Source organism: Novosphingobium sp. PP1Y, assembly GCF_000253255.1.
Classification (GTDB): domain Bacteria; phylum Pseudomonadota; class Alphaproteobacteria; order Sphingomonadales; family Sphingomonadaceae; genus Novosphingobium.
Window position 1 is genome coordinate 938,498 of record NC_015583.1, and the last position, 20,636, is coordinate 959,133.

The following is a 20,636-nucleotide window of genomic DNA, read 5'->3' on the forward strand; positions in this document are numbered from 1 at the left end:
CCTACCTCGGGGTAAAATGGCGCACTCGGCAATCGCCGCTGCCACAACGCTCCTCATGCTGTCGGGCTGCATGGTCGGACCTGATTTCAGTCGGCCGGCATCCGTCTCATCGCAGCATTATGATCGGCAGGCGGAGCAGCAACTCACAAAGGGCAATGCTCAGCGCATCACCCTTGACCGGGCGGTCGAGGGTGACTGGTGGTCGAACTTCCATTCGGCCAAACTCGATGCCGTGATGCGCAAGGCCATCGATGGAAATCTCGATCTTGCGGCGGCGGATGCGACGATCGCCCAGGCAAATGAGGCGATCGCAGCGGCCCGTGGTGGGCTACGGCCTCAGGTGGATTTCGGCGCCGAGGGCGGCCGTCAGGGCGCTGGGGGACGTGCCGCCAACTTTTATTCCGTCGGCCCAGCCGTGAGCTTCGATCTCGATGTCTTCGGAGGCGGAAAACGGTCCGTAGAGAAGAAGGTTGCGCTCGCTGACCTGGAGAAGCACCGCTACGACGCCGCCTATCTGACGCTGACTGGCGATGTGGCGAGCCAGGCCCTGTTGCTGGCATCTGCGCGAGCCCAGATCGCAGCGGTTCAGACCCTGCTGGCGAATGATCGGAAGAACCTTGAGATCATTCGTGCCGGCCGCCAGTATGGCAGCGCATCGAGTGTCGATGTTGCTGCAGCCAAAACCCAGTTGGCACAAGATGAAACCTTGCTGCCGCCGCTGGCGCAGCAGCGCGATACTGCCCGCCATGCCCTTTCAGTGCTGGCCGGAGAGGGCCCTGCCGACTGGACGCCGCCGGAATTCGATCTTGCCGACTTCACGCTGCCGATGGACGTGCCGGTTAGCCTGCCTTCCGAAGTCGCCCGAAACCGACCGGATATTCTCGAAGCGGAAGCCCGGCTTCATGCCGCCAGCGCCCAGATCGGTATCGCCACTGCCGATCTCTATCCGCATATTCAGCTATCAGGATCGCTTGGCACCGCGGGACCTGGCATCGGCACGATTTGGAGCCTTGTTGCCGGACTTACCGGTCCGCTTTTCCATGGCGGCACGCTCAAGGCGAATCGTCGCGGATCGATCGATGCCTATGATGCCTCGCTCGCACGGTACCGGCAGACGATCGTCAGATCGCTCGGACAGGTTGCTGACTTGCTGCAAGCTATCCATCACGACGCCGAGGAGGCTGACGCGCAGGACCGTGCTCTGAGCGCGGCTGAGGGGAGCCTGCGGCTCAGCCAGGCGGGCTACAAGGCCGGAGCGACCGGCTCATTGCAGGTTCTCGATGCCCAGCGTGCCTATCAGCGTGCCCTACTCGGACAGATTCGGGCAATGACGGCTCGCCACCTCGATACCGTGCGACTGTTCGTCGCGCTGGGCGGAAATGCCAACGGAGCCTTCGCGCAAAAGGTGGCGGCCAGAAATCCTCAATGAGATCGACCCCATTTCAGGAGTAAGACCATGCTTGCCAATCATGCTTTTCGCCAAACCGGTATCCCGCTGGCCGATGGCAGCGGCTCGATGCCGGCCATCGGCTTCGGAACCCTGATCCCGGATCCGGTGAAGGCAAGACACGCCATCAAGACCGCGCTGGAGGTAGGGTTCCGCCATTTCGACTGCGCGGAGCGATATGGCAACGAGGACATTGTCGGTGAGGCCATTCGCGAAGCGTTCGACGCGAGCATGGTGCGCCGTGAGGATCTGTTCGTCACCACGAAGCTCTGGAATACCAATCATCGCCCCGAGCGTGTTGAACCGGCGCTGGAGGCGAGCCTTCACCGGCTGCAACTCAATCATGTCGATTGTTATCTGATCCATACACCGTTCGCCTTCGCGCCCGGGGACAACCCGCTTCCGACCGACGAGCGGGGACAACCCCTGTACGACCACGAGGTGTCGCTAATCGAAACCTGGCGGGCCATGGAGCGTCTGGTGGATCTCGGCAAATGCCTGTCGATTGGGTTGTCAGACGTCGACCTAGCGACGCTGAAAGAAATCTACGCGGCATCGCGGATCAAACCTGCGGTGGTGCAGGTGGAGGCGCATCCCTACCTTCCGGAATGGGAACTGCTCGAGTTCTGTCAAAGTCATGGCATTGTCTTGCTGGCGTTCGCACCGCTGGGGCATGCCATGGAACCTCGCGTGACCGACGATTTGGTGATCAAGACTATCGCGCACCGCACAGGGCAGACATCGGCGCAGGTGGCCCTTGCCTGGGCCGTGCATCGCGGCACTGCGTTCCTCACCACCTCTACCAACCCCGAACACATCAGGGAGAACTTCGAGTTATCATCGCTCCCCGATGACGCCATGCAGGAGATGCGAAGGAGCATTGCGACAAACATCAGGTTCAATTCGGTTGTGAATACCGGCGTGCCGGGTTTTATTCCTCGCCGTGATTGATGCGGACAGGCGCGGTTCGCGCTCGGGGCACTATTCGCAAAGGAACTTGCAGTGTGGTGAATGAGGTTGCGATCAGGGCAGCAAGGGCAAGGGGACATGCCGCTGCGGCGTTAAGGGACGTTGCCCGCGATACGCTGAAGGCAAAATGTTCCGCAAGCAGCTGAAGCGGTGCGATAGATGCCGCAGACTGCGGCCTCGATTGCGGCTTGGCCGCGTCGGGTGCAGGCTTTGAACCTGCGAGTGCCGACACTGTTAGCCGATGATCGCAAGCACTGCATAGGCTTCAAGGGACGGGTCGACGAAGAGGGGAACGGGCATGGACAAGTACGGGGGCACAGGCTGAGTTCTGCGGATCAGGTGTAGATCGGGGCAGATTGAACCGGTCAAGGTTGCAGCAAAAAAATGCCCCCTCGCCGCTGCGCGAGGGGGCACCGGGGGAGAACCGGCAGGTTGGGTTACATGCGCGCTCGCAGGCTGACGCCGAAGTAGCGGTCAGCATCGCGCGGGATTTGCAGGCGCTGACCATCGGAAACGTTCAGCAGGACGTAGCTTTCATCCGTGATATTGCGGAGGTAAAACGTCAGGCGGTACTTGTCATCGGCATCGGACAGGCCGAGCGAGGCATTCCACTGACCGTAGGCGTCGATTGGTCCGGATTCGCCGAGGTCCGAATACTGCTTCGAGACATGGCGATAGTCGGTATTGAAGTAGACGACCATGTTGCCGACGGGACGCTCGTAATCCGCACCCAGGGTATAGGTGAACTTGGGCGCCAGCGGCAGCCGCGTGCCATCGCGCGCGTCGGGGGCATTGGTCAGCGGGTTCGGGTTGAAGCGCTTGACCTTGGCATCGGCATAGGCGGCACTGGCGCGCAGCGTCAGGCCGGTGACCGGAACGGCCGTGAAGTCCGCCTCGAAGCCCTGGCTCTTGACTGTGCCGGCATTGGTCAGGTTGGTGACCACAGCGCCGTTCAGCAGCACGAAGTTGTTGGCCTGGAAGCCGTCGTACTGAACGGTGAACCCGGCAAGGTTGAGCTGGACCTTGTTGTTCAGGAATTGCGACTTGAGACCGACCTCGAAGGCATCGGAAGTCTCTTCGTCGATCGGCACGGCATTGGTCGGTGCGGTGTGGTTGAAGAAGACGTTGAAGGCCGGGCCCTTGTAGCCGCGCGTGTAGCTGCCGTAGAGCATGATGTCGCGGCTCGGGGTGAACTGCACGACGGCCTTGCCGGAGAGGTTGCTGTTGGAGCTCGATCCGCTGGAGACGTTGGTGCCGTTACCGCCGCTCGCAATCGTGCCGCCTGCCGGGTTGCCCGAGACGCCGGGTCCGGTTGCCGGAAGGCCCGTCGTCGCGTTCACGCCGGGTGCGCGAATATGGGTGAAGCTGAGCTCGTCCCAAGTGTAGCGCAGGCCGCCGGTAATCGCGAACATGTCACTCAGGCGATAGGTTGCCTGCCCGAATACGGCATAGTTCGACGAGTTGACGTCGCTGGCTGAACTTGCCGTCGGGAAGAGGGTATTGACGGTGTCGTCGAGGTTGCACGGCTGCCCGCCGGTGATGGGATCGACCGGCAAGGTCGAACTGGCGCACGTGATGTCGCGGCGGGTGAAATCCTGCTTGTTGTCTGAATGCCAGAGGAAACCACCGACCTGGTAGTAGAACGGGCGCGACTGGTCCGAAGCGATGCGCGCCTCGAAGGACATCTGCTGGGTCTTGACCACGCCATTGTCGTGAAGCTGGGCAGTGCCGACGAGGGCACGGGGCAGGAAGTCGCCCTCGCGGATCTCCTCGTTCCACCAGTTGCGGTAGCCGGTCACGAAGCTCAGCGTATGCGTATCGGACAGATCGATGTCACCCGATGCGGTGAAGCTGTACTGCTTGTCACGCGTGCGGGTTACCAGATTGTGGTTTACGTAGCGCTGGTCCTCGCCCAGTGCGACACCGCCGGGCAGGCCCAGTTCGGCGTCGAGCACCGGACCGCGGCTGGCGCCGGTTACGTCGGCGCAGCAGTCATCGTCGGCATGGAAGTAGTCGGCAATGAAGCGCAGGCGGGCAATCGAACCGGAATAGTCGACGATGCCGCGAGCGCCCCAGTGCTCGTACCCGTTTACCTTCTTATTCTTGCCGCCGTAGACATTGGTGATGTTGCCGTCGTAGGTGCCGTAGAATCCGGTGACGCGTGCGCTCCAGTCCTGGCCGAGCGGACCGGAAACGGACGAGCGAAGGCGGTATTCGTCGCCTTCGTACCATTCGGCCTTGGCTTCGGCCTGGAGCGTGTCGGTACCGCCCTTGGAGACGATGTTGACAAGGCCGGCCGACGCATTCTTGCCGAACAGTGTGCCTTGCGGGCCGCGAAGGACTTCGAGGCGGTCGGCATCGACTAGGTCCATGAAGGCCTGGCCCGAACGGCTCAGGACCACGCCGTCGACAACGGTCGAGACACTCGGTTCTGCGGCGATGGAGAAGGTGATCGTGCCGACACCGCGCATGACGATCGCGCTGTTGGCGCTGGTCGTCCCCTTGCGGAAAGTGACAGAGGGAACGATTCGCGTAATGTTTTCAAGGCTGGTGGCTCCGGTCTGCTCGAGCCGGTCGCCCGATACCGCGGAAATGGCAATGGGAACGGACTGCGCGTTCTCCTTCACCTTCTGCGCCGTGACGATGATTTCCTCGACTTCCTGTGCAGAGGCGAGGGCGGGCGAAAGCAGCGCCATCGCGCTTGTGGAAGCGGCCAGCGCCCACGCGAACTTGTGCCTGGAAACGTTCATAGTAACTCCCCTCCCAATACGGGCTCGACTTGGTTTTCATTCGCTTCCGTGCTCCCTTGCGGAGCCTGTCGGAAACGGGCCTTCATTGATGCTTGCATTGCCAGCGTGTCCTCGGTATGTCAAGCGGTGTCATACGCAAATGCAGAAGCGCACAAAGTGCCGCATTGGGCAGGGCGACATTAGAGAGGAAATGCATTGGAAGTGCGCATTCTGGACGCTGGAGACGGTTTCGACCTCGAGTATCGGGGGCGCGTGGTCCTGCGTCACAGAGAATCATGTCCAGCGCTGGACATTGCGCGCGGCAAGTCCTGTGTGGAAATGTATCGAGGCAACTTCTCGATTTCCGACGAGCCATCGGGTCGCATAATTCCTGCAAAGTGGCGCAGGGCCGATGGAGGTATCGAGTTCCTTGACGCCGGTTCGCCCTGCGCGGTGCTGCGCATCGATGGAACGCGTTTGCAGCTCGATGTGCTGCTCCCCGGTTATGATCGCATTACCGTCAGGTTCCATGCCGAACCTGAAGAGGTGGTCTGGGGCGGCGGCGAGCAGATGAGCTATCTGGCGCTCAACGGTCGCAGCTTTCCGATGTGGACCAGCGAACCGGGCGTGGGGCGCGACAAGGCTACCGAACTGACCCGCATCATGGATGAGCAGGGGATGGCCGGCGGGGACTATTGGAATACCAATTACCCGCAACCCACCTTCCTTACTTCCCGGTGGCTCGCCGTGCATCTCGATGCTGCCTGCTACAGCGTGCTCGATTTCTCGGACCCCGCCGCGCACCGCGTCGAGGTGTGGAGCAGGTGCGCCCGCTTCGAAATGTTTGCCTCCAGCGGGCCCCTGGAGCTGGTTTCGGCACTATCGGCGAGGTTCGGCCGCCAGCCGGCCTTGCCCGACTGGGCCATCGGCGGCGCGATTGTCGGCCTCAAGTCGGGTGCGAGCAGTTTTGAACGGCTGGAGCGCTTCATCGATGCTGGCGCGGCCGTGTCAGGCTTGTGGTGCGAGGACTGGGCCGGCATTCGTGAAACCAGCTTCGGGCGCCGCCTGTTCTGGGACTGGGTCGGGTCTGAGCGCAGTGAGGCACGATATCCCGATCTCAAGGCGTCCATCGCGACGCTTGCCGAGCGGGGCATTCGTTTCCTCGCTTATGCCAATCCTTACCTGGCGGTCGACGGGACGCTCTATGAGGAAGCCCTGGCAGGCGGTCACTTCTGCCTGCGTCAGGACAGTGACGAGGTCTATCTCGTCGACTTCGGCGAGTTCGACTGCGGTGTCCTCGATTTCACCCGGGAAGAGACGCGCGACTGGTTCGCCGAACGTATCCTTGGGCGCGAAATGCTGGATATCGGAATTTCCGGATGGATGGCGGATTTCGGCGAGTACCTGCCGACCGATCTGTGCCTCGCCGACGGATCCGACGCCATGGAAGCCCATAACCGCTGGCCGGTCCTGTGGGCGCAGGTCAATGCGAAAGCCCTGGCTTCGCGCGGTAGGACGGGCGATGCGCTCTTCTTCATGCGGGCCGGCTTTTCCGGGGTGCAAGCCTATTGTCCGCTGTTGTGGGCCGGAGACCAGTGCGTCGATTTCACGCGCCATGACGGCATCGGGACGGTCGTGACTGCCGCGCTTTCTTCGGGGCTGGTCGGCAATGCCTACAGCCACTCCGATTGTGGCGGCTACACATCGCTCCACGGCAATGTCCGCAGCGTCGAACTGATGCAGCGTTGGTGCGAGCTGTCGGCCTTTGCGCCGGTCATGCGCAGCCACGAAGGCAATCGCCCCGATGACAACCTCCAGTTCGATTCTTCACCTGAATTGCTGGATTGCTTTGCGCGCTGGAGCCGGGTCCACGCGCATCTGGCACCCTACGTCCGCCACTTGTGCCACGAGGCGCAAGGGGCGGGTCTTCCTGCCCAGAGGCCATTGTTCCTGCATTATCCCGATGAACCTGCATTGTTTACGGTGCAGGATCAGTTCCTCTACGGTGCCGACATGGTCGTGGCACCCGTCATCGAAGAGGGAGCCGAGGCGCGCCGGGTGATCCTGCCGGGCAGCGGTGTCTGGAGACATTGCTGGACGGGCAAGGATTACGCACCCGGAGTTGCCGAGGTTCCCGCTCCGATCGGGCAGCCGCCTGTGTTCTATCGGCCGGACAGTGCCTTCGCGCAGCTGTTTGCCGGACTGGAAGGGGTGTTGCGGGGATGAGTGAACGGGCGAATATCAGGGACGTGGCAGCCATGGCCGGCGTGGCGGTGAAGACGGTCAGCCGCGTGCTGAACGGGCATCCCTACGTCAGCGCGGATACGCGTGCGCGGGTCGAGGAGGCCATGCAGAAGCTCGATTTTCGCCCGAGCGTTGCCGCCCGCATCCTGTCCGGATCGAAATCCAACCAGATCGCCCTGATCTACGACAACCACAGCCCTTTCTACATGTTCCAGATCCAGACCGGATGCTGGGAACAGTGCAAGCAGCACAACATCCGCCTGCTTGCCCAGCCGGTCGACGTGACCGATCCGACCGTTGGCGAACAGGTGCGCGGTCTTGTTACCGAAACGCATGTCGACGGGATCATCCTGTCCTCGCCAGTCACCGACTGCGCACCGGTGCTGCGCGCGCTCGAGGCGCTCGACCTGCCTTTCGTGCGGATCTCGCCGGGTACCAACCATGCTCTCACCAGCTCGGTGTTCATGGATGACACGCAGGCCGCAGATGACATGACGACCTACCTGATCAACCAGGGCCACCGCCGCATCGGTTTCATCAAGGGACACCAAAGCCACATGGCGTCCGAAGATCGCCTCTTCGGCTATCGCCGGGCACTGGACCGGGTCGGCATCCAGTTCGAACCTTCGCTCGTCTTCGAGGGCGAGTTCGATTTCGAAAGCGGTGTGCGGGCGGCGCAGTACCTGCTCGACCTGCCCGAGGTGCCGACTGCTATCTTCGCGTCGAACGACGACATGGCCGCCGGAGTCCTTGCCGAAGCGCATGGCCGCGGGATCGAGATGCCGGCGCAGCTGTCGGTGACCGGCTTCGACGATACAACCCTGGCCCGCACGGTATGGCCGCCGCTCACCACCATTCACCAGCCGATGGCGGAGCTGGCCCAGACCGCCACAGAGATCCTGATCGCCGGTAACGAGATCACCCACCGCCGCCTGCCCCATTCCCTTATCGAGCGCGCATCCGTCGCGCCGCCTCTCAGGAAGACCATATGAGCCAATTGCCTGCCGCCCCTGCCGTCCGAACTCTGGGTGCCAGCGGCATCGAAGTGTCCTCGATCGCCTGGGGCATGTGGCGCCTTGCAGAGGGTGGGCGCACCGTCGAAGAAGCTGCCCGTCTCGTGAACACGGCTCTCGATGCCGGGATCACCCTGCTCGATACTGCCGATATCTACGGTTTCGACGGGGCGGCCGGGTTCGGCGATGCAGAGGCGCTGTTGGGCGAAGTGCTGGCCCGGGATTCCTCGCTGCGCCCGCGCATGGTGCTGGCGACCAAGGGCGGCATCTGCCCGCCGCTCCCTTACGATCAGAGCACCGCCTATCTCAACGAGGCCATCGATGCATCGCTGCGCCGCCTGAAGGTCGAGCAAATCGACCTCTGGCAGGTCCATCGTCCCGACATCCTGACCCACCCGCAGGAAGTGGCGCGCGCGCTGGAGGATGCCGTTGCGGCAGGCAAGATCCGCACGCTGGGCGTCTCGAACTTCACCATCCACCAGATTGCCGCGCTGGATTCGTTCCTTGGTACCAGCCTGGTGTCCACCCAGCCCGAGATCAGCCCGCTGCGTATCGACTGCTTCGAGAACGGCGAACTCGATCAGGCGATGATGATGGGCCTGCTCCCGATGGCATGGTCGCCGCTGGGCGGCGGACGCCTCGCCAATCCGCAGAGCGCGCGTGACAGGGCGGTTGCCGCGGCGCTTAACGCGGTGGCCGATGCCCATGGCGTATCCAGTACGGTTGCGGCCTACAGCTGGCTCATGGCGCATCCGGCAGGCATCGTCCCGATTATCGGGTCCCAGCAGGCCGAGCGGATCGTCGAAGGAACGGCGGCGCTCAAAGTCCGCTGGACCAGGCAGGAGTGGTACGGCGTTCTGGTCGCGGCCCGGGGAGTGCCATTGCCCTGAGCCAGGAGTTCCGCACCTGCGGAGCTGAACGAGAGTAACGGTAACTATTGCTGGACATGCAAACGTGCGCCCGGACGGGGTGACCCGGCAATCGCGCACGCCTGATTGATGTGAGAGGAGATCGAAATGTCAGACCGGAAATGTGAAATCGCGTGGTTCTCCGCATTGTGCGACGACGATTACGAATTCCTCGGGGTTCCCGATCCCTATCTCCAGTCGAGCTGGGAACATTGCCGCAATATCGTGATGCGCGCCGAGGAAGGCGGTTTCGACAATATCCTTTTGCCATCGGGCTACCAGCTCGGGCTCGATACCACGGCTTTTGCCGCTGCGGTGGCGACGCAGGTGCGCCGCATGAAATTGCTCTGGGCCACCCGCATCGGTGAGGACTGGCCGCCCCAGCTTGCGCGCCGCATCGCAACGCTCGACCGCATCCTCGGCCCGAATGCCTCGGGCACCGGCGGCCGCCTCAACGTCAACATCATCTCCTCCGACATGCCCGGCGAAAAGCTCGAAAGTGCGCGCCGTTATGCCCGCGCGACCGAGGTCATGAAGATCGTGCGTACGCTCCTCAATGGCGAGCACCTCGATCACGAGGGCGAGTTCTACAAGCTCCAGCTCGACCCGCCGCGCATCGGTACTATCTCTGGCAAATGTCCCGCGTTCTACTTCGGGGGATTGAGCGAGGATGCGCGCGAATGCGCTGCCGAAGGCTGCGACGTCTATCTCATGTGGCCCGATACGATGGACAAGGTGCGCGAAACCATCGCCGACATGAAAGCGCGTGCTGCGCGGTTTGGCCGTAGTCTCAAGTTCGGATACCGTGTCCACGTCATCGTCCGCGAAACCGAAGAGGAGGCCCGCCACTATGCCGACCGCCTGTTGTCGAAGCTGGACGACGAAGCGGGCAAGGCCATTCGCGAAAAGTCGCTCGATGCGAAGAACTACGGTGTCCAGCGCCAGGCGGAACTGCGAAGCGCCGCAGGGGGAGATGGCTTCGTCGAGGACAACCTGTGGACCGGCATCGGGCGTGCCCGCTCGGGTTGCGGCGCCGCGATCGTCGGCACGCCCGATCAGGTTCTCGCCAAACTTCGCGCCTATCAGGACGAAGGGATCGAGGCGTTCATCCTATCCGGCTATCCCCATGCGCAGGAGGCCGACCTGTTTGCGCGCCACGTCCTGCCGCATATCCAGCACGGTCCGCTCGAAGCCTGACAGAAGGAAGCCACCGAGGTGAGCGAAGAGCTCTTCGACATTGCCGTGATCGGCGGCGGCGTGAACGGTTGCGGCATCGCACGCGATGCCGCGGGCCGCGGTGCGCGAGTCCTGCTGCTGGAAGCGCGTGACCTGGCAAGCGGAACGTCTTCTGCATCGACCAAGCTCATCCACGGCGGCCTGCGCTATCTTGAGCATTACGAGTTCGGCCTCGTCCGTGAATCGCTCAGCGAACGCGAACGCCTCTGGGCGATTGCGCCGCATATCATCTGGCCGCTGCGCTTCATCCTGCCGCATGTGAAGGGGCTGCGGCCCCGCTGGCTGTTGCGCCTGGGCCTGTTCGTCTATGACCATCTCGGTGGCCGCAAGCGCCTTCCGGCGACGCGGTCGGTCGATCTCGCCAGACATCCCGGCGGCAGGCCGCTTAAGGACGAATTCACCCACGCCTATGTCTATTCCGATTGCTGGGTGGACGATGCGCGCCTAGTTGTCCTCAATGCGCGCGATGCGGCGGATCACGGCGCCGAGGTGCACACGGGTTCGCGGGTCGAGGCGCTGACCCGCGAGGCGGAGGGCTGGCTTATCGAGGCAGGCGGCAAGAGCTTCCACGCGCGGGCAGTCGTCAATGCAGCAGGGCCTGCGGTCCTCAAGCTCCTGGGGCAGGCCGGTGAACAGTCCGAACGGCGCATGCGCCTCGTGCGCGGCTCGCACATCGTCGTTCCGCGCAAATTCGAGCATGAATTCGCTTATTTTTTCCAGCTTCCCGACGGGCGGATCTTCTTCGCCATCCCTTACGAGCAGGACTTCACGCTGATCGGCACGACCGATCGCGACCATCATGGCAGCCTTGAGGACGTCCGGGCCAGCGAGGAGGAAATCGCCTACTTGTGCGAGGGGGCGAGCCACTACTTCCGAGAACCCGTGACCCCCGGCGATGTGGTGTGGACCTATTCGGGTGTGCGACCGCTCATCGACGACGGCTCAGGCAAGCCGGAAGCGGCGACGCGCGGTTACACGCTGGAACTGACCGACGAGGATGAGGGGGCGCCGCTGCTCTCGGTCATGGGCGGCAAGATCACCACGTACCGGCATCTGGCGCAGGAAGCCGTCGATCTGCTGTGCCACCGCTTGCCGCAGCTTGCTCACAAGCACTGGACCGACAAGGCGCCGCTGCCCGGCGGCAATTTCTCCGCCGATGAATTGCCCTCAATGTTTGAACACTATGCATCGCGCTATCCATTCCTGGAGCCGGGATGGCTGCACCGCCTGCTGCGCAATTACGGGACCTTGATCTCGGACATTTTCGGCAATGCCGCAGCGCTGCCGGAATGCGGCATTCACTTCGGAAACGGATTGACCGAATGCGAGGTGCGATACCTCGTTCAGCGCGAGTGGTGCCGCAGCGCGGAGGATTTGCTGTGGCGCCGGACCAAGCTGGGCCTGAGAATGAACGCGCAGCAGGTCGATGAGCTGCAGAAATACCTTGCGAAACTGACGCCTGCTTGAGGCTGGATTGCGCTTGCCATCCAGGGTTGGGGCGGGCGCAGACCATCACGGATTGAATCTTAGGGAGAGATACGGTGCAAGAGCGCCCCATTCTGGTTCTCGATGAAGGAACGACCTCGACCAGAGCCATATTGTACTCTGCCGAGGGCAGCATTCTGGGCGTGTCCCAGTCGGAACTGACGCAGCATTATCCTGCGCCCGGCTACGTTGAGCACGATGCAGACGAAATCTGGGAAAAGACGCTCGCCTGCGCGCGGGAAATGGTCGCGAGGGCAGGCGGCGCGGATCGCATCTCTGCCATCGGCATTACCAACCAGCGCGAAACCGTTGTTGCCTGGGACCGCCAGAGCGGCAAGCCGATCACCCCCGCCATCGTCTGGCAGGACCGCCGCACAGCGGACCGCTGCCAGCAATTGCGGGAAGCGGGTCATGAACCGATGATCGGTGCGCGGACCGGCCTGATGCTCGATCCCTATTTTTCGGCAACGAAGATGAGCTGGGTTCTCGAAAACGTGCCGGCGGCGCGCGAGCTCGGGGACAGGCTGGCTTTCGGAACTGTCGAGAGCTGGCTGGTCTGGAAGCTCACCGCAGGGTTGCATATCACCGACGCCAGCAATGCCAGCCGGACGATGCTGATGCCGCTGGAAGGCGCGGGCTGGGATGACGAGCTGCTCGCGCTTCACGGCGTCCCGCGCGCCAGCCTGCCCGAGATCGTCGACAATGCCGGACAATTCGAGCGGACGAGCCCGGAACTGTTCGGTGGATCGATTGCCATATGCGGTCTGGCCGGAGATCAGCAGGCAGCAACGATCGGTCAGAATTGCCTCTCACCCGGAGACGTCAAGGCCACGCTGGGAACAGGCGCTTTCGTCCTGGCAAACACGGGAACCTCGCCGAGGTTGTCGAGTCACAGGCTGGTGAGCACCGTGCTGGCGCAGATCGGCGGAGAGCGCAGCTACGCGCTGGAAGGCTCGGTCTTCGTCGCCGGCAGCCTGGTCAAATGGCTGCGCGACGAACTGTGCATGGTCGGAACTGCCTGCGAAACCGAAAGTCTCGCCCGCTCGATTGCGGACAGCGGCGGCGTTTGCATTTTGCCGGCCCTGTCGGGCCTCGGGGCCCCGCACTGGCGTGCCGAAGCGCGCGGAGTCATTGCGGGACTGACCCATGGCACCGGGCGGGCACACATCGTTCGCGCTGCGCTGGAAGCCATGGCCCATCAGATGCATGATCTCAAAGTTGCCTTCGACGGTGACGGCGCGGCATGGCTCAACCTGCGTCTCGACGGCGGCATGAGTGCGAACGACTGGATCGCACAGGACCTTTCCGACATCCTCGATCTGCAGGTCGAAAGGCCGCTCGATGTGGAGACAACTGCCCTGGGGGCGGCGATGTTGGCAAGCGTAGGTTGCGGTATCTTCGGATCGCTGGAAGAGGCCGCCAGGATGCGTCCCGAGGTCATGGTCTTCAGGCCGGCCATGGACTCTGCGATGCGTCGCGCCCGCCTTGGCCTGTGGCACGACGTGCTGGCCTCCGAACTGGGGAAGGGCACCTGATCGGACGCGGCGTACTGCGGCGGTAGAATTGACATCGGCCCGGCAAGGGCCGAGTTTCTTCCCAGCGACATAAGTCGCCGGAATTGCGGGAGAGACGACATGACCCTGCAGGCCGAAGCGGCGCCTGACTTGGGTGCTGCGAAGATCGGCGCGATCGCGCACCTCTATCGCGGAGAGGTTTACCGTTCTGCGGTCTGGCGGACCCGGCTGGATACCACCACGAACTGGTCGGTGGTGACCTTGGGGATCGCCCTGTCCATCACCTTTGCATCCCCCGACGCTTCTCCCCTGCCGCTTTTGCTCGCAGGCATCCTTATCCTGTTTTTCCTGCTGCTCGAAGCGCGCCGCTATCGTTACTTCAATGTCTGGCGTGCCCGTTGCCGCTGGATGGAGACGCACTTCTTCGCCAGTTTTCTCAACGGCGATAATGGCCGGCACGAAGAAGAGTGGCAGCAGACGCTGGCCCGCGACTATCTGCGCCCGCGTTATCATATCCCGCTGCAGGTTGCGATTGGCAGGCGCATAAGGCGCAACTACTTCTGGATACTGCTTATCCAGACGACAGCCTTCGTCAGCAAGATCGTCGTCCATCCGACCCCGATCGAGCATGTGTCCCAGCTCGCACAGCGCTCTGCGATCGGTCCCGTTCCGGGCGAACTCGTGCTCGGGCTCGGTGCGCTCTATTGCCTTGCCTGGGGCTGTATCGCGATCTGGAGCTGGCGTGACGACAAGCGGCGCGCAGCCAACCGTGAAGACCATGTCGGCATGGGATGAAGCCGGATCGTCTAGCGGGCGTCTACCGCGAGACGACGACCGGTGACGAGCGTCTGGATGATGAAGAGGATCATCAGGATCGTTCCCACGGCGCCGACGAAGACGTCGAAGCCCGACGTGACGCCGAACATGCCCTTGCCGCTTCCCAGCACCATCATCATCAGCGTCAGGCCGATGAGCATGAAGCGCAGTTCGGTCGGTCCGGCGGAGAGATAGGAGAGCTTGAATTCGCCAATGACCCGGGCGGCGAGATAGGCGTGGATCGAGAGCAGGAGATAGCCTACCAGCGCCACGGTCGCGACGTTCATGTCGATGTACGGACTGGCGCCGAGACCCCACACGATCAACACCGTGGTCAGCCCGTCGCAGCTGTGATCGATGAAATAGCCATAGGCAGGTCGCTCGATCCTCCGGAAGCGGGCGAGGCTGCCGTCCATCGAATCCCCGAACCATTGCACGACATAGCCGGCAATCGAAAGCCACAGCCAATGCGAAGCCAGGTTGCTGGCGGCATAGCCCGCGAAAGTCATGACCGCGCCGACAATGCCCAGGGCGGTCAGGATATCGGGCGTGATCCAGCCGGGCATGCGCGCGCACAGCCATTGCAGGATGCGCCGTTCCGAGCGCGCCAACAGGTTCTGCTGGATGCGCACCATCGGGCCGGCATGGGTATCGGGATTTGAACTCATTCGGGTTACTTTCGGGAGGGCTCGCGGCCGTTGCGACAGCGATCATGCGTCGGCCCGGCGGCTTTATTCGGGTGCGTAAGACGCTGCGCGGCCATCTGTAAAGGGATTTCGCGCCACGCCGCCGGCTCAGATGGACTGGGCGGCAAGCCGGCGCACCAGTTTGGTGACCATCAGTTGGCCGTGGGCCGAACTCATGGCTACCGAGAGCAACGTGCCCGGGAAGGCGGCATCATGCGCGCCAAGGAAATGGGAGGCAGGCCTTGCGCCGCCGAGCAGATGGAAGGCCACCCCATAGACTTCGCTGCGACGTTTCCATTGCTCCGAAGATCTGGGCAGGTTGGTCCACTGCCTGCCGCAGGACGCGGGCGCTTCGCGGAAAGTCCGGCAGGAGGTCACAAGTGCGCCTGGCCGTCGGGCCAGTTAGGATACTGCGTGGTCCCCAGCTCTTGCCGCAGTTTGCTGATCCGCCTTTCGTAGTGAGAGACGAGATCGAAACGCGATCCACAGTGCTGTGGCGCTTCGTCATCCGATTTGCGCATGAGTGCAATCTGGTGATGATACAGAAGCTGATTGAGGTCCAAGACTGCTCTCCTTGATGCGGGAGCGCGATGGTCTCTCAGTCACCGATGTGCGGAACGGGGCCGGCGATAAATCTACTGTAGTCCAAAACCGTCCAGATAGCTAGTGGAGCATAAAATTTCGCTGGCTTGAAATTTGCGAAAGAAAGCTCTATATGACTTTCGCTACGTCGCTCCATGGCGAGATGATTTCCAGCTTCGGCTGCAATCTCGATTTCCTCTACAGCTTCCTGGCAATCATTTCCCGGATTGCATTCGAGCATCGGGGCTGGGCAACGCTTTATCAGGATTTATTGAAGTGGCTAAAGAAGAATTACTTACAATGGAAGGTTCGGTCGAGGAAGTACTTCCCGATGGACGTTTCGCCGTACTGCTCGACAATGAGCATCGGATCATCGCCTACACGGCAGGCAAGATGCGCAAGTTCCGTATCCGTACGGTGGCCGGAGACCGCGTTCACGTGGAAATGACGCCTTACGATCTCAGCAAGGGACGTATCGTCTTCCGTGAGCGTTCTCCCGGGCAGCCGGGACCGGGCAAGGGGCGTGGCAATTTCAGAAGGTAACCAGAAAACAAAAAGGGGATGCGGCTTCGGCCGCTATCAGAGGAATTGATGATCAATACCATTTCGGACGCGTTCGGGCGTCCCCACAAGAAGAACGGCAGTGAAAAGCTGCCCTTTTCCATCAAGCATACGCTTGAGAAGACGCGCAGTTCACTTTCCGTGCAGGAGTTGAAACTCCTTGTCGCGGCCATGGTGGACTGACACGCGCTACAGGTCGGGCACTGCCCGGCCTTGTACTTCCATGAAATTCATTTCGCTGCATCGCAGGACAGGCTAAGGGCCTGCTTCCTGCGTTGTCAGTTCGCGCTGGTCCTGGTTTCCCGCGTTGCCTGGTCGGATTGCGCGACTTCCAGGTTTTCCCGGGCTTCAAGCTGGGCGCGTTCCTTGGCGGAGCGTGTAGCCTCAAGCTTGCGGATCCGGTCGGACATGGCCTGCCAGGCGGCGGCCGAGCGCAGTTCGCGTTCGCGAACGTTGTCGAGGCTGGATTGGTCTGCGGCGAGGGTCGCAGCGCGAACGCGTTCGTCGCAGAAGGTGCGGGTTAGGCTCATATGAGGGTCTCTCCGCGAGATTTCACAAAAAACAAGCATGTCAGGGCTGTCCGGGGACAGCCCTGCACTTCGCGCGATCAGGCCTCGCGAAGGTTCGTTGCCGAAGCCTTGCCGTTGCGGCCGACTTCAACTTCGTAGGAAATGCGCTGGTTCTTTTCGAGCGTGTGCATGCCTGCTGCCTGAACCGCCGAGACGTGAACGAAGCTGTCATCGCCGCCGTTGTCCGGCGAAATGAAGCCGAAGCCCTTGTCGGTGTTGAAGAATTTTACGGTGCCGATAGGCATTGGTGTTTCCTTTCAAGAAACGATGTTCCCGGCGCACAACGCGTGCGACCGGATCACGTCAAACCGTCAGAGAAAGGGAAATCGTCTCAGATGGGAAAATTACCGAAGCAGAGGTCGGCTCAAAAACCAGAATTGTCGAAACCCGTCGCAAATTCGACGTGCCTTCTGGTAGCACGGAACGCTCAACAAGACTAGGAAATTCGCTGGTGAAAATCATCGGATTAAATTCCCATGATGGCGTTCCGGTCTCCTGACGATTTCAGAGTTTGACGCTTTTATTATATGATAATTTTCCGATCGGCGTCGTAGGAATAAATAATTCTTTTCCGGTCCTACAGCAACGCTGGGTTTTGCCTTGTCTCGGCAGCCGCGCTAGACTTCCGCCATGGCGGGATGCGGATGCGAACCTACTCCAGTTAAAACGCGGGCTCAGCAACGCGTGCTATGGTTGGCCCTGGCCCTCAATGCTGCGATGTTCGTGGCCGAGGTGGCCACTGGCCTGCTGATCGGCTCTACCGCCGTAGTGGCTGACGGTCTCGATATGCTTTCCGACGCGACTGTCTATTCGATTGCGCTGGCGGCAATCGGGCGCAGCCCCCATTTCAAGATCAATGCGGCAACGCTGAGCGGTATCCTGCTGCTAGCTCTCGGCTTCGGCCTTCTCTGGGAAGTCGCGCGCCGCTTCCATGCAGGCGCAGTGCCTGAAGGCCTTTGGATGATGGCTGTATCCCTGCCTGCGCTCGCTGTGAATGTGATTGTCCTGCGCCTGCTCTCCCATCAGCGAAACGGCGAGGTGCATCTGCGCGCCGCCTGGATTTTCACGAGGGCTGACGTCGTTGCCAACGTGGTCGTGATCCTCTCCGGCCTTGCCGTCCTGCTCACGGGAATTCGGTACTTCGACCTCGTCGTCGGCGCGGGGATAGGCCTCTACGTCATTCGTGAGGCGCTCGAAATCCTGAAGGACGCCCGGGCGGAGCGAACCTCTTCGACCTGAATGGCGCATTAGGGCACGGGACTTGCTCGATTTTGGATGAACGAACCCGCGTTCCGCGCATTTAACAATCCGGACAACGTGGAGTATGCCCTCCTCATGGAGCACCAGGCCCTTGTTTTTGCACTGATCGGCGTTCTCGGGATCGGGGCGCAGTGGATCGCGTGGCGCACGGGATGGCCGGCCATCGCGGTGATGCTTTTCGCCGGCGTCATCGCCGGCCCTGTCACCGGGCTAATATCACCCGAAGAGACCTTCGGGGAACTGCTTGAGCCGATGATTTCCGTGGCGGTTGCACTGATCCTGTTCGAGGGAGGCCTGAACCTCAATTTCCGGGAATTGCGCAAGACCGAGGGCGCGGTGACGCGTCTGGTCCTGATCGGCGTGCCGGTCGGCTGGGGGCTCGGCGCGATCGCCTGCTATTATCTTGCCGGACTGGTCTGGCCCGTGGCCATCCTGTTCGCCGGCATTCTCGTCGTGACGGGCCCCACCGTTGTCCTGCCGCTGCTGCGCCAGAGCAATGTTGCGCCGCGTCCGCGGGCCATCCTCAAGTGGGAAGCGATCGTCAACGATCCGATCGGGGCGCTGTGCGCAGTCATCACTTACGAGTACCTGCGGCGGGCGGAAGCCGGCGGGACACTGATCGCCGTTGTCATTTCGCTGCTGGCTGCCGCTGTCGTGGCTGGACTGATCGGCTATGCAGTGGCGCGAATGATCGCCTGGTCCTTCCCCCGCGGGCAAGTGCCCGAATACCTCAAGGCGCCGGTGCTGCTGGTGGCCGTGATCAGCACATTCGTGCTGTCGAACCTCATCCAGCAGGAGACCGGCCTGCTTGCAGTGACGGTCATGGGCGTTGCGATTGCGAACATGCGGCTCGACAGCCTGCGCGACATCCACCCCTTCAAGGAGAACGTCACGGTCCTGCTGATTTCCGGCGTTTTCGTGCTGCTTTCGGCATCGCTCGATCTGGAAGTGCTGCGCCAGTTCGAATGGCGCTTCATCGCCTTCCTCCTTGCTCTCCTGTTCATCGTCCGGCCGCTGACCGTACTGTGCAGCCTGGCCTTCAGCCGCTTGCCGTGGAACGAGCGGCTGTTGCTGGCATGGATCGCTCCGCGCGGCGTAGTTGCCGTGGCCATCGCCGGCCTGTTCGCCCTGCGCCTCGGCAAGCTTGGCTACGCCGATGGCAGCATTCTGGTTGCCTTGTCCTTCGCGGTCGTCGTCGCGACGATCGTTGCTCACGGCTTCAGCGTCCGTCATGTCGCGCGCTGGTTGAAAGTGACGGGCGTGCAGCGCAAGGGCCTGTTAATCGTGGGCAGCACCTCGTGGAGCCTCGCCTTGGCCGAGCAGGTGCGTTCGCTCGAATTGCCGGTCACGATCTGCGATACCAGCTGGCAGCGCCTTTCCGCCGCCCGGCAGGCGGGCATTCCAACCTATCACGGCGAAATCCTGGCGGAATCTACCGAGGAACGGCTTGATCTTACGCAGTTTCAAGTCCTGGTCGCGATCTCGCAGAACGAGGCCTACAACGCTTTGGTATGCAATGAGTTCGCGCCCGACTTCGGTCGCGATTCCGTCTATCAGCTGGGCGGGATGGGCGATGACGAAGATCACCGCAGTCTTCCCGAGGCGTTGCAGGGCCGCGCGATGTTCGCGTCAGGGCTCGGCGTGGAGGACATTATCGCGCGCGAACAGGCGGGTTGGACTTTTCGCAAGACCAAGATCAGCGATCAGTTCGATTTTTCGGATGCGCGGGCGGAACTTCCGGAAGGAGGGGACATGCTGTTCCTTTACCGCAAGGATGGGAAGATCCGCTTTTTCACCCACGCGTCGCGCCCGGCGGCCGAACCCGGGGACGTGATCGTCTCCTACGCACCATCGCGCCGTCCGGAGGCGCAATCCACCGGGCAGACAACACGGACAGAGGAGGCAAGCGCATGATGCTATCCCGTGACAGGGGCTGCGGGCACGCTCTGATTTTCCCTGTGGCTCTGGTCCTGTCGCTTTCGGCCTGCGACGGTTCCGGCCAGCCTGGCATGCCTGAAGAGAAAAGTTCCGCAGCGAACGAGGCGACTGGCACTGCGGTGCAGGACGCTTCCCCTGTCGTGAACGTCACCCCCAAGAAATCGATCCTTCGTCCCGATGTCGGGCCCTTGCCTGATACCGCGCCTTCGCTGCAGCCGGTGACGGTTGCGGTTCGCTTTCTCGATAAGGGGAAGGAGCCGGACGAGGCCGGACTTGCAGCCATCGATGCGCTGCTCGACAATCCGACGTTCAGGGCGGGCGGTGTCGTGACGATCTGGGGCCATACCGATTCCCGGGGCAGCGACGAGGCCAATCTGGCCGCTTCGAAAAAGCGGGCTGAGGCCGTGCGCGATTACCTTGAGAGCAAGGGCGTGGATGGTGAGCGCCTTATGGTAATCGCCCTTGGGGAAAGCCGGCCGATTGCGCCAAATCGCAAGCTTGACGGTTCCGATGATCCCGAGGGCCGCGCGCGCAACCGGAGGGTGGAGATCCGCGTGGATCCTCCTGTCAAGGATGCCGCGGCAGGCCCGGGCGAGACTGCGACCGGAAGTCTCGAGCCATCGTCCGAATAATCCGCCCGGCTTGGCGCCAGTTGCATGTCATTACCTCATCGAAGCCC

Annotated in this window: 20 protein-coding genes; 14 read left to right on the forward strand and 6 right to left on the reverse strand. The window is 62.1% G+C overall.

The genetic code is table 11. The features are described from left to right. The first annotated feature begins 16 nt into the window (after positions 1–16). Together PP1Y_RS05165 and PP1Y_RS05170 are read left to right on the forward strand one after the other, a co-directional pair. Complete coding sequence (locus PP1Y_RS05165; protein WP_013837030.1) at positions 17–1,429, forward strand: efflux transporter outer membrane subunit; 1,413 nt, start codon at positions 17–19, stop codon at positions 1,427–1,429. A 27-nt stretch (positions 1,430–1,456) separates the two neighbouring features. Continuing rightward, the gene (locus PP1Y_RS05170) at positions 1,457–2,398 is read left to right on the forward strand and encodes an aldo/keto reductase (RefSeq protein WP_013837031.1); all 942 of its coding nucleotides are present in this window, start codon (positions 1,457–1,459) and stop codon (positions 2,396–2,398) included. Positions 2,399–2,853: 455 nt separating this feature from the next. On the opposite strand, the gene PP1Y_RS05175 is transcribed toward PP1Y_RS05170, so the two are convergent. After that, positions 2,854–5,166, reverse strand: a complete 2,313-nt coding sequence (locus PP1Y_RS05175) for a TonB-dependent receptor (protein ID WP_041558410.1) — start codon at positions 5,164–5,166, stop codon at positions 2,854–2,856. 195 nt (positions 5,167–5,361) lie between these two features. Here PP1Y_RS05175 and PP1Y_RS05180 point away from each other — a divergent pair, with 195 nt between their 5' ends. From PP1Y_RS05180 to PP1Y_RS05210, 7 genes are all read left to right on the forward strand, one after another. Beyond that, positions 5,362–7,371, forward strand: coding sequence for an alpha-glucosidase (locus PP1Y_RS05180; RefSeq protein WP_013837033.1), 2,010 nt, complete (start codon positions 5,362–5,364; stop codon positions 7,369–7,371). Further along, entirely contained in the window at positions 7,368–8,381 is a 1,014-nt protein-coding gene (locus PP1Y_RS05185) for a LacI family DNA-binding transcriptional regulator (protein ID WP_013837034.1), read from the forward strand. Before PP1Y_RS05180 ends, PP1Y_RS05185 begins: the two co-directional genes overlap by 4 nt. Beyond that, positions 8,378–9,292 (forward strand): aldo/keto reductase family oxidoreductase, encoded by a 915-nt coding sequence (locus tag PP1Y_RS05190; RefSeq protein WP_013837035.1) that lies wholly within the window; start codon positions 8,378–8,380, stop codon positions 9,290–9,292. The genes PP1Y_RS05185 and PP1Y_RS05190 overlap by 4 nt, the downstream gene beginning before the upstream one ends. Before the next feature lie 126 nt (positions 9,293–9,418). Then, entirely contained in the window at positions 9,419–10,507 is a 1,089-nt protein-coding gene (locus PP1Y_RS05195; RefSeq protein ID WP_013837036.1) for an LLM class flavin-dependent oxidoreductase, read from the forward strand. Positions 10,508–10,525: 18 nt separating this feature from the next. Continuing rightward, on the forward strand, positions 10,526–12,013 hold the full coding sequence (locus tag PP1Y_RS05200) for a glycerol-3-phosphate dehydrogenase (protein WP_013837037.1): 1,488 nt from the start codon (positions 10,526–10,528) through the stop codon (positions 12,011–12,013). Between the two features lie 74 nt (positions 12,014–12,087). Next, on the forward strand, positions 12,088–13,566 hold the full coding sequence (locus PP1Y_RS05205; RefSeq protein ID WP_013837038.1) for a glycerol kinase: 1,479 nt from the start codon (positions 12,088–12,090) through the stop codon (positions 13,564–13,566). Between the two features lie 99 nt (positions 13,567–13,665). Beyond that, the gene (locus tag PP1Y_RS05210) at positions 13,666–14,340 is read left to right on the forward strand and encodes a DUF2270 domain-containing protein (RefSeq protein WP_013837039.1); all 675 of its coding nucleotides are present in this window, start codon (positions 13,666–13,668) and stop codon (positions 14,338–14,340) included. An 11-nt stretch (positions 14,341–14,351) separates the two neighbouring features. Here the strand turns inward: PP1Y_RS05210 and PP1Y_RS05215 are convergent, their stop codons facing one another. From PP1Y_RS05215 to PP1Y_RS25265, 3 genes are all read right to left on the reverse strand, one after another. Then, on the reverse strand, positions 14,352–15,029 hold the full coding sequence (locus tag PP1Y_RS05215; RefSeq protein WP_041558413.1) for a CDP-alcohol phosphatidyltransferase family protein: 678 nt from the start codon (positions 15,027–15,029) through the stop codon (positions 14,352–14,354). 126 nt (positions 15,030–15,155) lie between these two features. Next, entirely contained in the window at positions 15,156–15,425 is a 270-nt protein-coding gene (locus PP1Y_RS25700; RefSeq protein ID WP_148274846.1) for a hypothetical protein, read from the reverse strand. Next, entirely contained in the window at positions 15,422–15,610 is a 189-nt protein-coding gene (locus tag PP1Y_RS25265; RefSeq protein ID WP_083835163.1) for a hypothetical protein, read from the reverse strand. Before PP1Y_RS25265 ends, PP1Y_RS25700 begins: the two co-directional genes overlap by 4 nt. Positions 15,611–15,905: 295 nt before the next feature. Here PP1Y_RS25265 and infA point away from each other — a divergent pair, with 295 nt between their 5' ends. Together infA and PP1Y_RS25965 are read left to right on the forward strand one after the other, a co-directional pair. Continuing rightward, positions 15,906–16,172 (forward strand): translation initiation factor IF-1, encoded by a 267-nt coding sequence (gene infA / locus PP1Y_RS05220; RefSeq protein WP_013837041.1) that lies wholly within the window; start codon positions 15,906–15,908, stop codon positions 16,170–16,172. Positions 16,173–16,220: 48 nt separating this feature from the next. Next, a complete protein-coding gene (locus tag PP1Y_RS25965; protein ID WP_007014606.1) occupies positions 16,221–16,373 on the forward strand; it encodes a hypothetical protein in 153 nt (50 codons plus the stop codon). Positions 16,374–16,468: 95 nt separating this feature from the next. Here the strand turns inward: PP1Y_RS25965 and PP1Y_RS05230 are convergent, their stop codons facing one another. Together PP1Y_RS05230 and PP1Y_RS05235 are read right to left on the reverse strand one after the other, a co-directional pair. Beyond that, the gene (locus PP1Y_RS05230; RefSeq protein ID WP_051009969.1) at positions 16,469–16,720 is read right to left on the reverse strand and encodes a hypothetical protein; all 252 of its coding nucleotides are present in this window, start codon (positions 16,718–16,720) and stop codon (positions 16,469–16,471) included. 77 nt (positions 16,721–16,797) lie between these two features. Beyond that, entirely contained in the window at positions 16,798–17,004 is a 207-nt protein-coding gene (locus PP1Y_RS05235; protein ID WP_007014604.1) for a cold-shock protein, read from the reverse strand. 385 nt (positions 17,005–17,389) lie between these two features. Here PP1Y_RS05235 and PP1Y_RS05240 point away from each other — a divergent pair, with 385 nt between their 5' ends. The 3 genes from PP1Y_RS05240 (at position 17,390) to PP1Y_RS05250 (ending at position 20,589) form a co-directional block, all read left to right on the forward strand. After that, positions 17,390–17,998: a cation diffusion facilitator family transporter gene (locus PP1Y_RS05240; protein ID WP_013837042.1), complete on the forward strand. Its 609-nt coding sequence runs from the start codon at positions 17,390–17,392 to the stop codon at positions 17,996–17,998. A gap of 96 nt (positions 17,999–18,094) precedes the next feature. Continuing rightward, positions 18,095–19,933, forward strand: coding sequence for a sodium:proton antiporter (locus tag PP1Y_RS05245; protein WP_013837043.1), 1,839 nt, complete (start codon positions 18,095–18,097; stop codon positions 19,931–19,933). After that, positions 19,930–20,589: an OmpA family protein gene (locus tag PP1Y_RS05250; RefSeq protein ID WP_232512277.1), complete on the forward strand. Its 660-nt coding sequence runs from the start codon at positions 19,930–19,932 to the stop codon at positions 20,587–20,589. The genes PP1Y_RS05245 and PP1Y_RS05250 overlap by 4 nt, the downstream gene beginning before the upstream one ends. Positions 20,590–20,636: the final 47 nt, after the last annotated feature.